Annotated in this window: 11 protein-coding genes; 6 read left to right on the top strand and 5 right to left on the bottom strand. The window is 71.1% G+C overall.

The genetic code is table 11. From position 1 onward, the window contains the following. On the top strand, positions 1-275 hold a 275-nt coding region (locus tag OOT08_RS03170; protein ID WP_325091092.1), incomplete at its 5' end, for a metal-sensitive transcriptional regulator. 91 nt (positions 276-366) lie between these two features. On the opposite strand, the gene OOT08_RS03165 is transcribed toward OOT08_RS03170, so the two are convergent. Beyond that, complete coding sequence (locus tag OOT08_RS03165; RefSeq protein WP_325091091.1) at positions 367-1,863, bottom strand: MDR family MFS transporter; 1,497 nt, start codon at positions 1,861-1,863, stop codon at positions 367-369. Positions 1,864-1,959: 96 nt separating this feature from the next. Between OOT08_RS03165 and OOT08_RS03160 the strand changes: the two genes are divergently transcribed. Together OOT08_RS03160 and OOT08_RS03155 are read left to right on the top strand one after the other, a co-directional pair. Further along, entirely contained in the window at positions 1,960-2,676 is a 717-nt protein-coding gene (locus tag OOT08_RS03160) for a TetR family transcriptional regulator (RefSeq protein ID WP_325091090.1), read from the top strand. 28 nt (positions 2,677-2,704) lie between these two features. Then, positions 2,705-3,328 (top strand): DUF2510 domain-containing protein, encoded by a 624-nt coding sequence (locus OOT08_RS03155; protein ID WP_325091089.1) that lies wholly within the window; start codon positions 2,705-2,707, stop codon positions 3,326-3,328. A 33-nt stretch (positions 3,329-3,361) separates the two neighbouring features. Here the strand turns inward: OOT08_RS03155 and OOT08_RS03150 are convergent, their stop codons facing one another. After that, entirely contained in the window at positions 3,362-3,937 is a 576-nt protein-coding gene (locus OOT08_RS03150; protein WP_325091088.1) for a hypothetical protein, read from the bottom strand. Further along, on the bottom strand, positions 3,934-4,659 hold the full coding sequence (locus OOT08_RS03145) for a dihydrofolate reductase family protein (protein WP_325091087.1): 726 nt from the start codon (positions 4,657-4,659) through the stop codon (positions 3,934-3,936). Before OOT08_RS03145 ends, OOT08_RS03150 begins: the two co-directional genes overlap by 4 nt. A gap of 419 nt (positions 4,660-5,078) precedes the next feature. Between OOT08_RS03145 and OOT08_RS03140 the strand changes: the two genes are divergently transcribed. Next, entirely contained in the window at positions 5,079-6,542 is a 1,464-nt protein-coding gene (locus OOT08_RS03140; RefSeq protein WP_325091086.1) for a DHA2 family efflux MFS transporter permease subunit, read from the top strand. On the opposite strand, the gene OOT08_RS03135 is transcribed toward OOT08_RS03140, so the two are convergent. Beyond that, positions 6,539-7,492, bottom strand: coding sequence for a LysR family transcriptional regulator (locus tag OOT08_RS03135; RefSeq protein ID WP_325091085.1), 954 nt, complete (start codon positions 7,490-7,492; stop codon positions 6,539-6,541). The two genes, OOT08_RS03140 and OOT08_RS03135, sit on opposite strands and share 4 nt — an antisense overlap. Positions 7,493-7,658: 166 nt before the next feature. On the opposite strand from OOT08_RS03135, the gene OOT08_RS03130 reads away from it, so the two are divergent. After that, a complete protein-coding gene (locus OOT08_RS03130) occupies positions 7,659-9,173 on the top strand; it encodes an aminotransferase class I/II-fold pyridoxal phosphate-dependent enzyme (RefSeq protein WP_325091293.1) in 1,515 nt (504 codons plus the stop codon). A 154-nt stretch (positions 9,174-9,327) separates the two neighbouring features. On the opposite strand, the gene OOT08_RS03125 is transcribed toward OOT08_RS03130, so the two are convergent. Next, complete coding sequence (locus tag OOT08_RS03125) at positions 9,328-9,975, bottom strand: TetR/AcrR family transcriptional regulator (RefSeq protein ID WP_325091084.1); 648 nt, start codon at positions 9,973-9,975, stop codon at positions 9,328-9,330. Between the two features lie 140 nt (positions 9,976-10,115). Between OOT08_RS03125 and OOT08_RS03120 the strand changes: the two genes are divergently transcribed. Next, positions 10,116-10,489 (top strand): NAD-dependent epimerase/dehydratase family protein (locus tag OOT08_RS03120; RefSeq protein WP_325091083.1); only part of this gene is annotated, 374 nt, incomplete at its 3' end.

Genomic DNA, 10,489 nt, shown 5'->3' with positions numbered 1-10,489 from the left:
AGGGGCGTGCCAAGGACGACTACCTGAAGCGCATGCGGCGCATCGAGGGGCAGTCCCGGGGTATCTCGAAGATGATCGACGAGGACAAGTACTGCATCGACATCCTGACGCAGATCAGCGCCATGACCCGGGCGCTCGAGGTTGTCGCGCTCGGCCTCCTCGACGACCACCTGCAGCACTGCGTGCTCGACGCGGCCAGAATGGGCGACGATGACGCGGCTGCCGCAAAGATCACCGAGGCCAGCGACGCGATCGCGCGCCTCGTTCGTTCCTGAGCGGCGGCGAGGCATCCGCCTCGCGTGACGCCCCGCGCGCCCCCGGCCCACGGGGCGGAGGCGCGCGGTGGGTCCGGGGGGCGCGTCTGGCCTAGGCGGCCGAGCGTTCGGACGGCTCGATCGACGGGGCGATCTCGTCCTCGTCGGGCGCCGGGGCCGGGCGCACGAACGCGGCGAGAACGATGGCGAAGGTCGCGATGATCGCGCCCACCAGGAACGCGCTGTGGATGCCGGACGCGGTGGCGGCGATGGCATCCGTGCCCTGCCCGATCAACTTCGTGGACTGAATCGTCATGATGCTGATGAACACGGCGGTGCCTGCGGCCCCCGCGACCTGCTGGATCGTGCCGACGATCGCCGAGCCGTGCGGGTAGAGCTTGCGCGGCAGGGAGCCCAGCGCCGAGGTCATCAGCGGCGTGAACACGAAGCCGAGGCCCAGGTTGAGCGCGAGGTGCACCGTCACAACCCACCAGATGTCGGTGCCCTGGTCGAAGGTCGTCATGCCCCAGAGCGCGCCCGCGGCCACGACCATGCCGGGAATCACGAGCGGCGTCGGGCCGAAGCGGTCAAAGAGCGATCCCACCACCGGCGCGATGAGGCCCATGAGCACGCCGCCGGGGAGCATCATGAGCCCGGTGGTCAGTGTGTCGAGCCCGAGCACCTGCTGCAGGAAGAGCGGGAGCAGGATGAGCGAGCCGAACAGGGCCGCGGCGACGACCACGATCAGCGTGACCGCGAGAGAGAAGCTCTTCGAGCGGAACGCGCGCAGGTCAAGCAGCGCGGAGTCGGTCTTCGCGAGCGAGAGCTGACGCCCGGAGAAGGCGATCAGGCCGAGCACGCCCGCGACGATGGGCACCCACACGGGGAAGGTCGCCTCGCCGCTGGCGGCTGCCCCGATCGAGCTCAGCCCGAACACCAGCAGGCCGAAGCCGAAGCCGGAGAGGATCACCGAGAGCGGATCGAACTTCACCCGGCGGGTTTCGGTGACGTTGCGCACCCAGATCGCGCCGAGGATGAGGGCGAGGATGACGAGGGGGAGCACGATCAGGAACATCCAGCGCCACTCGAGGTTCGCGAGGATCACGCCGGAGACGGTCGGTCCGATGGCGGGTGCGACCGAGATCACGATCGAAATGACGCCCATCATCCGGCCCCGGTGCTCGGGAGTCACCAGGTTCATCACGGTGGTCATCAGCAGCGGCATCATGACCGCGGTGCCGGAGGCCTGGATGATGCGCCCGGCGAGGAGGACCTCGAAGCCCGGGGCGAGCCCGGAGATGAGCGTGCCCAGGGCGAAGAGCGACATCGCCGCGAGGAACACGCTCCGGACCGGGAAGCGGGCCAGGATGTAGCCCGTCAGCGGGATGACCACGGCCATCGTGAGGAGGAAACCGGTCGTGAGCCACTGGGCCGTGCTCGCGGAGATCTGGAACTCGACCATGAGCCGGGGGAGCGCGACCGACATGATCGTCTCGTTCAGGATCACGATGAAGGCTGAGGCGACGAGGAGGATGACGACGGGCAGGGTGCCCGGGGGCAGCGCGCTCTTCGTGGAGCCCGTGGGCGGGGCGGGGTGTGCGGTGGTCAACGGCGTCCTTCTGTGGGTGCGGGGTGGCGGCCGAATCGGGCGCCGAGAACAGTATGTCAGTAACTGCCATGTTGGCGGGTTCTGTATGGTTAAACCATGACCGCCGAAAAAGATTCCCCGCAGCCCGAGGATCTCCCCCTCGATCTCCGCGAGCGCCGTCGGCTCGACACCCTGCGGGAGATTCACGAGGTGGCCGTCGGGCTCTTCGAGGAGCGCGGGGTCGCCGCGACCACGGTGGACGACATCGCGGCGGCTGCGGGGATCTCCCCGCGAACCTTTTTCCGCTATTTCGCCACGAAGGAGCACGCGGCCTTCGCCGCGGAAAGCGACTTCCGGGACCTGGTCGAGGAGACCCTCGCGAAGATTCGGGGCGGCGCGCCCCTGTTCACGGCGCTTCAGGACTCTTGGGCTCGGCTCTTCGCGCAGATCGACGAGCGGCCCCGGCAGCACGACGAGGCCATGCGGCTGCGGCGGCTTGCCGAGGGAGAACCGACCCTGATCGCGCTCCTGGTCGTCGAGGACGGGCGACTCGACGCCGAATTGGCCGAGGGCTCCGCGCTCGCGCTGGGGCGACCGGCGGACGACCTGGTGGTGCAGGCCGCCGTGATCTCCGCAAATGGTGCGGCGCGCTTGGCCTACCGAGAGTGGGGGCGGCTCCGTGAGGCGGGGGAGCCAGCCACGCTCCGCGGCGTCTACGCTCGCCTCCTGGCCGAGCTGACGGCGTTCTTTCGAGAGCAAGCGCCCGAGGAGCCGGGCCTCGGGCCACGGGGCGGTTCCCCCGGATCCGGGACAACGCGGGGGTGGGCGACCTGATCCGGGCGCGACTCGCTAGGCTGGGCGCATGAGCGATCCGAACGCCTCCGTTCCCCTGCCCGGCTGGTACCCCGACGGCACCGGGGCACAACGGTGGTGGGACGGGCGTGCCTGGACCGTGTACGTCGCGGCCCCGGCCGTGGGCCAGGGCATTCCGCGAGGCGCGGCGACGGCGCAGCTGGGCGACCGGCCCCGGATTGACGAGCGGGCGCCCGTGGACAGCGTCTGGACCTGGGCCCTCGCGGTGCTTCCGATTCTCGTCAGCGCCGCGATGATGCTGCACCCCGGATTCCGGATGCTGCTGACCCTGAGCTCCGGGAACCTCCCGCAATCGCAGCTGGGTGGCCTGTTCGATGTGCTGTGGTTCGTCTTGCTCCAGGCCGCCATCGGCCTGCTGAGCCTGGCGGGCCAGGCCTTCCTGGCCTCCCGGGATCACGCCCACCTGCGCGAGCTCGGCGTGGTGCGGCCCTTCCCCTGGGCGGCAGCGCTCCTGGGGAGCCTCGTCTACCTGATCGGCCGCCACGTGGTGCTGCGGAAGGTCACGCCGACGGCCGGCTTGCCCATGTGGGTGTGCGCGGGGCTGACCGCGCTGTTTCTGGTCGTGGCCCTCGTCGTGTCCTTCGGGGTGGCCCTCGGGCCGTTGAGCTCCTGAGGTCCCGAGGTCCCGAACTCCTGAACTCCTGAACTACTCAGCGCCGGGAGCGGCCTCCGCGAGTGAGCCGGCGAGCTCGTCGAGCGCGGCCTTCCAGACGGGCTTCCAGCGGGCGATATCCTCCGGGGAGCCGAGGCCGCCGTGCTGCACGGCGACCCCGGTGCGCTCCGGCGTCCCCGTGAACTCGACCGAGACCCGACCGCCGTCGGCGAGGTCGATGCGCCAGACCCGGCGCTTTTCGGTCTGGCTCAGTCGTTCCTTGGCGGCGGGCACCCCGTCGAGCTCGGCGACGCCGCCGAAACGGGCGAGCCAGGCCGCAACCGCGGCATCCGGCGCGGCCCGGATCGTCTTGGTGGCCCCGGCCCGAAAATCTCCCGCGGCAGACTGCCCGGGCTGGCGGCGACCGATGTGCTGGGCGTAGGCAATCGCCACCCCCTGCGCCCACCAGTCGGGGTTCTGGAGCCCCGCGGGCATCCGCTCCCGGGCGAGGGCGGCGATCTCGGTGTGCGTCAGCGCTGCGGCGTTTCGTGCCGTGAGCTCGGCCACCCAGGCGTCCCAGCCCCGGTTGGTGGCCCGCTCGAGTGCGGGGATGTTCGATGCGCGCGTCATTTCCTCAGGGTAGCCCCGGACCCCCGACCGGCACCAGCGTCATCGCGGAGCACGGTGTAGCGGGCGTGGACCAGCCCGTTCGGCCCGGTCGCCGCCGCGTCCAATCTCAGCCGCTGCTCGGGTGCGCCGCCGCCGAACAGGGGCAGGCCCGAGCCGAGCAGGATGGGGGCGCGGCTGACGGTCAGCTCGTCCACGAGGCCCTCCTCGAGGAAGGCGCGGACGGTCTGCCCGCCGTCGATGTAGACGCCCCCGGCTCGCGCCCGGCTGAGCAGGTCCGTCGCCTCGGCGACCGAGCCAGCGATCGTCACCCGCGCATCGGCGTCCCGGGGGAGGGAGGTGCTCAGCACGATCACCGGGGTCTCTGGGTAGGGCCACTCGGGGAAGCCGGCGACCGTTTCGTAGGTGTTTCGGCCCATGACGAGGTGATCCACGCGCGCCATCAGGCCCGCGTAGTCGCCCGCGGCCTCGCCCGGCCCGGCCGCCCTGCGGCGTGCTCCCGGGATGGCGGCGACAGCGCCCGCAGTCAGGGCCGCGTCGCCGGGGTGGGTGACCGTCGTGTCCGGCTCGGTGAGCCACTCAATCGTGTTGTTGCCTCGCGCGATGAAGCCGTCCAGGCTGGTCGCGATGAACACAATGCCGGTCCAGCCTCGGGCCGCGGCGTAGCGGCCGTTTTCTGCGGTTCGGGCGGGGGACACGGGGCGGTTCTGACGGCGAGAAGACATGGATCGATTGAACCACGAGCCCCTGACATCGACCCGCTTCCGGGCCGCGCCCGCCGCGACCACGCCCGAGCCGCGTCGCCGTGTGCGCCCGGGCGTGTCCCCGCGACCCAGAGCGTGTAAGCTAGGGGCTTCGCGTGGGGACGGTGGCCCGGTCGCCCGAGCCGCGCGGGGAGTGCTGCGGGGAATGCTCGTCGCTCCTGCGGATCTCCCGGCTCCGGCTGCCCGAGTCAGAGCGGTGCGCCGATGACTCCGGTGCCCGCCCCGTCGCGTGGTCGCGCGCGCCCGGCTCTCGCGGTCGCCGCACCGGGGGACGGACCGCCCGACTGCGTGCCGCACCGCCACCCCCTCAGCCCCTTATTTCAGCAACCGACGTCACCCCCGACGCTCACCCCACACGGAAAGAACGCCCCGCGCGCCACATGCCATCGAATCCCACCCCCAGCACCCCGAACCTCAGCGGACGCGAGAACGTCGCGGTCTGGGTGCTCCTCGTCGGCGCCTTCGTCATGATCCTGAACGAGACCGTCATGGGCGTCGCGCTGCCCCGCCTCATGGACGACCTCGGGATCACCCCGGGCACCGGGCAGTGGCTCACGACCGGCTTTCTCCTCACGATGGCGATCGTGATTCCGGTCACGGGCATGCTCATCATACGGGTGCCCACTCGGACGCTGTTCCTGGCCGCGACGACCCTCTTCACGCTGGGCACGCTGCTCGCCGCCACGGCCCCTGGCTTCCCGCAGCTCCTCGCGGGGCGCGTCGTGCAGGCCAGTGGCACCGCGATCATCATGCCGCTGCTCATGACCACGGTGATGACCGTGGTGCCGCCACAGATTCGCGGCAAGATCATGGGACGCATCTCCATCGTGATTTCCGTGGCCCCCGCGCTCGGCCCGACCGTGTCGGGGCTGATTCTGCAGCACCTGGAGTGGCGCTGGCTGTTCCTGTTCGTGCTGCCCATCGCGGTCGGCGTGCTCGTGCTCGGTGCGCTCAAGATCCCGAACGTCACCGAAACGCGGGATGCCCCGATTGACGTGCTCTCGATCGTGCTGTCCGTCTTTGGCTTCGGCGGGCTCGTGTACGGCCTCTCTGCCCTGGGCGAGGCCGCGGTGGGCGGCGGGCTGCTCGCGCCCTGGATTCCGCTGACGGTGGGCGGCGTGGCGCTCGCGCTCTTCCTGCTCCGCCAGGTGCGGCTCCAGCGCGAGGACCGCGCCCTGCTCGACCTGCGGACGTTCCGCTCTCGCACCTTCTCGCTCTCGGTCATCCTGCTCTCCGTGAGCATGATGGCGCTGTTTGGCTCGCTCATCCTGCTCCCGATCTACGCGCAACGCGTCCTCGGCCTGGACATCCTCGGCACGGGGCTGCTGATGCTCCCGGGCGGTCTGCTGATGGGGCTCCTCGGGCCCTTCGTCGGCCGCTGGTACGACGCCTTCGGGCCCAGGCCGCTCCTGATCCCCGGCGCGGGCATCGTCGCGCTCGGCCTGTGGGGCATGACCCTGCTCAGCGAGCACAGCTCCGTCTGGTTCCTGCTCGGCATGCACCTCCTGATGAGCCTGGGCCTGGCCGGGGTGTTCACCCCGCTGTTTACGATGTCGCTGGGGTCGCTGCCCGAGAAACTGTTCTCCTACGGCAGCGCCACGATCAGCACCGCTCAGCAGATCGCCGGGGCGGCGGGCACGGCGGTGTTCATTACCGTGATGACGCTCGGCTCCGCGCGCGCCGCGGGGGGCGGGGCCACCGAGACGGCGGCCCTCGCCGCCGGGGTGCACGAGGCCCTGCTCTGGGGCGCCGGGCTGTCCACCGGGGCCTTCGTGCTGTCCTGGTTCCTGCGGCCCGCTCCGGCGGAGCCGGCCGCGGCGGGGGCCTCGGGGCCGGGGGCCTAGGAGGCGCGGTCGATCCGGGTCGCGGAGACCGAGCGCCGGATCGCCTCGGCCAGCTGCCGCACCGCGGCGGGGGGCTGTTTCCCCGGCCCCTCGCCGGGGGCCGCGAGCACGATCTCCCGGGTAAAGCTCTGGCCGACGATGGGCTTGGCGACGATGTCCTCGCGCTGGGTGACGAGCGCGAGTTCGGGGACGAGGCCGATCACCATCCCGGCGGCGACCAGGCCCTGCACCACCGAGAAGTCGTCGCTGCGCATCGCGACGTTGAGCTCGAGGCCCGCGGCGAGGAAGACATCGCGGACGGCATCGTCCATCGTGTCCCCGGCGGTCGCGCCGAGCACCCAGGGGTCACCGGCGAGGGAGAGCAGGTCCTCGTGGCTGATGTGCTCCTGCTCGGCAAAACGGTGGCCGCGGGGGAGCACCAGGAGCAGGGGCTCGCTGAGGACCGGCGTCGTGTGCACCTCGCTCCGGAACGGAAGCTGGTAGCCGCCCGCGGCGTACACGAGGGCCGCATCAAGCTCGCGGCGGTTCACCCCGGTCACGAGCGGGGTGACCTCCTCCAGGGAGGCGTCCAGCTCGACGCCGACGAGGGCGAGTCGGGTCACGATGTCGGGCAGGAGTCGCGCGGCAGCGGTCGGGAAGATCCCGAAGCGGACCCGGACCCGCCCCAGATTTGCGAGCTCCTGGGTGTCGGTGACGGCGCGCTCGGTGAGGCTCAGAATTTCCGCGGCGCGCTCGACCATGAGGGTGCCAGCCGAGGTGAGCGCGCTGCCGCGCGTGGACCGCACGAGGAGCGGGGTGCCGACGATGCGATCCAGGTTCTTCAGGTGATAGTCCACGGTCGGCTGGCTCCAGCCGAGGCGCAGGGCAGCGCGGGACACGGAACCCTCTCGGGCGACCGCGGTGAGGGCCCTCAACTGCCGAAGATCGATCATGCCTCCAATGTATGCCATATAGAGGATGGGTCGCCACCGCAAATTGGATACATATTGCGTCTGGTACCAGGGAGAACTTCGCGGGATAGCGCTCCGGGACGATCTTGGAAAGCATAGGAATATGCTCAGCACAGACGTCACCGCGCCCCACACCGATCCCTCCGTCCCCGGCCAGCCCGGCACGATGAGCCAGTTCGCGAGCGAGACGGTGCCCGAGCATCAGCGCAGCGCCCCCTATGCCGAGGCCCTGAACCGGCACGCCGACCGCCACCCCACGACCCTCATGGTGCCGGGGCACGGCGGCGACGCCTCGGGCGCGGCGGCCGGTCTGGTCGACTTCCTCGGCGAACGCGCCGTCAGTAAGGACATCTCGCCGATGCTGAACGAGATCGACCTCGGCCCGAACTCCCCGCTCGTGCAGGCGCAGCGCCTGGCCGCGGAGGCCTGGGGTGCGCGCCGGACCTGGTTCATGACCAACGGGGCCTCGCAGGCCAACCGCACCGCGGCTCTCGCGGTGCGCGGCTTCGGCGAGCGCATCGTCTCGCAGCGCTCCGCGCACTCCAGCTTTAGCGACGGCGTTCTCCTCGGCGGACTCGTGCCCGCCTTCGTGCAGCCGAACGTCGACGAGCGCCACGGGATCTCCCACGGCGTGACCCCCGCCGCGCTCGACGCGGCGCTCAGCGAGCAGGAGGCCGCGGGCACCCCCGCGAACTCCGTCTACGTGATCTCGCCCAGCTACTTTGGCTCGGTGTCGGACGTGCGGGGCCTCGCCGATGTTGCGCACGCCCACGGTGTGCCCCTCATCGTGGACGGCGCGTGGGGGGCCCACTTCGGCTTCCACCCCGAACTGCCCGAGTCGCCGGTTCGGCTCGGGGCGGACCTCGTGATTTCCTCCACGCACAAGCTGGCCGGGAGCCTCACCCAGTCGGCCATGCTGCACCTGGGTGACGGCCCCTTCGCGGATCGCCTTGAGGCCCTCGTGGAGCGCGCCTACACGATGACCGCGTCGACCTCGACGAACGCGCTCCTGCTCGGCTCCCTCGACATCGCGCGCAAGGCGATGGTGACCGGGATGGCCAGCATCGGCGAATCACTCGTTGCCGCCCGGGAGCTGGAGGCGCGCGTGCGCGCCGACAGCCGCTACGCGATCGTGGGCGACCACTTCTCCGACTTCGAGGACATCGTGGCCCGCGACCTGCTCCGCGTCACGATCGACGTGAGCGGGCTGGGTGCGAGCGGGCACTGGGTGCGTGATCGCCTCATCGAGGACCACCGAATCTACTTCGAGATGTCCACCGCGACCACGATCGTCGCCGTGATCGGCGGGGGCAAGCGCCCCGACATCGACGGCGTGGTCGCCGCGCTCGGCACGGTCGCGGACGCCGCGGCCGCGCTGCCCGCTGACGAGCGCGCGCGAATGAGCGCGCCCTTCCCGAAGCTGCCCGCCACGGGTCGGCTCGCGATGCTCCCGCGCGAGGCTTTCTTCGGGGAGACCGAGGTGGTCTCGGCCGCCGAGGCGGTCGGCCGCATCGCCGCCGACAGCCTCGCCGCCTACCCGCCCGGGATCCCGAATGTGCTGCCCGGCGAGGAGATCACGAGCGAAACGGTCGACTTCCTGCGCGCGGTCGCCGCCTCGCCCACGGGGTATGTTCGCGGCGCAGTGGACCCGCTGGTGAGCCGCTTCCGCGTGGTCCGCTAAGGGACGCGGGCGCGAATTCGAGCGCCCGCTCGGCCAGCGGCCGTGCCTGGGGCACGCTGCTGGCCCGTCGCGTCGCTCGGGTGCTCGGGCGTTCAGCGACGGCGTCAGTGCGTGACGGGGTGCCTGAGCGACGGAGCACCTGAGGGACGGGGCATTAGCGACCCACGCGGTCGCGCGCCGGGGTGGGGAGCGTCGTCGCCGCGCGCAGGAGCGCGATGAGGTCGTCGATTCCCTGGCGCAGATCGGCCTGTTCGCCCAGCTGCTTGGTGCCGTCGACCGCCGCCAGCGCGATCCGGGCAACCCGTGCCGCGGGCGGTCCGGCGGCGAGGCTGATCTCGCCGCCGCGCTCGGCCGCGAGGAGCGTCGCCTCGATCCGCTCGAGCATCCCCGCGGTGACGCGGTGCACCAGGTCTCCGGTGAGGGTCTTCCCCGCGCGGAACAGCTCGTCCCGATGCGGGCTCTTCGCGAAATCGGCGAGCAGCTCGCTCGCGTAGGCAAGCAGGGCGTCTCGGATCCGTTCGAGCGCGGGCGCGGAGCCGGAGAGCGCCCGGTCCACGTCCGCGAGCACGGCCCGGTGTGCCTCGACCGAGCCCGCGCGGAACAGCTCCTCTTTGTTCGCGAAGAGCAGGTACAGCGAGGCCCGTGAGATTCCGGCCGCGCTCGCGATGTCCTGCATCGTGGTCTTTGCGTAGCCGTGGCTCGCGAACGCGGGCCGGGCAGCGCGAAGGACGGCGGCGGCCTTCGCTGTGGGGGCCGGGGGGTCGTCGGGGGAGTGCGCGGGGGACGGGTCGGGGAGCGGCATCCCACCATCCTGACGTTTTGCACAGTTTCTGTCAATCTGTCCAAAAAAGACAATTAGACAAAAATTGTCTAATTGTCTAATCTCGGAGCTGAGGCCACCTCCCGAAGGGGCGGATGGCCCGGCCTCGGAAAGACTGCACCGTGCTCCAGACACCGCCGCCCGACGATCGTTCGGCCCCTCGCTTCCCAGCAGCCGCTGAACCCCCGCTCCGGATTGCGGTCACCGGCGTCGCGGGCTTTCTGGGCGTGCACGTCGTCCGACAGGCCCTCGCGGCTGGGCACCACGTGGTCGGCACCGCTCGGGCTGCGGGGCAGGAGCGCGGCTGGGCCGAGCGGCTCCGCGCAACGATCACCGCAGACGCCGGGGTCGCCGAGGAACAGCTCACCGTGCGGGACGCGGATCTCACCGAGGCCGCGGGCTGGGACGCGGCGTTCAGCGGCTGCGATCGGCTCCTGCACGTGGCCTCGCCCTTCCCGCACGTCGCGCCGCGGGATGAGCAGGAGCTGCTGGGCCC

Source organism: Leucobacter sp. M11 (assembly GCF_035726885.1).
GTDB lineage: Bacteria > Actinomycetota > Actinomycetes > Actinomycetales > Microbacteriaceae > JAPFRB01.
This window is presented reverse-complemented; position numbering and strand designations above follow the sequence as displayed.

Excerpts from the sequence above, each read along its gene's own strand:
- OOT08_RS03150 (WP_325091088.1), bottom strand. The coding sequence starts at position 3,937 with ATGACGCGCGCATCGAACATCCCCGCACTCGAGCGGGCCACCAACCGG.
- OOT08_RS03145 (WP_325091087.1), bottom strand. The coding sequence starts at position 4,659 with ATGTCTTCTCGCCGTCAGAACCGCCCCGTGTCCCCCGCCCGAACCGCA.
- OOT08_RS03160 (WP_325091090.1), top strand. The coding sequence starts at position 1,960 with ATGACCGCCGAAAAAGATTCCCCGCAGCCCGAGGATCTCCCCCTCGAT.
- OOT08_RS03130 (WP_325091293.1), top strand. The coding sequence starts at position 7,659 with ATGAGCCAGTTCGCGAGCGAGACGGTGCCCGAGCATCAGCGCAGCGCC.
- OOT08_RS03155 (WP_325091089.1), top strand. The coding sequence starts at position 2,705 with ATGAGCGATCCGAACGCCTCCGTTCCCCTGCCCGGCTGGTACCCCGAC.
- OOT08_RS03140 (WP_325091086.1), top strand. The coding sequence starts at position 5,079 with ATGCCATCGAATCCCACCCCCAGCACCCCGAACCTCAGCGGACGCGAG.
- OOT08_RS03135 (WP_325091085.1), bottom strand. The coding sequence starts at position 7,492 with ATGGCATACATTGGAGGCATGATCGATCTTCGGCAGTTGAGGGCCCTC.
- OOT08_RS03125 (WP_325091084.1), bottom strand. The coding sequence starts at position 9,975 with ATGCCGCTCCCCGACCCGTCCCCCGCGCACTCCCCCGACGACCCCCCG.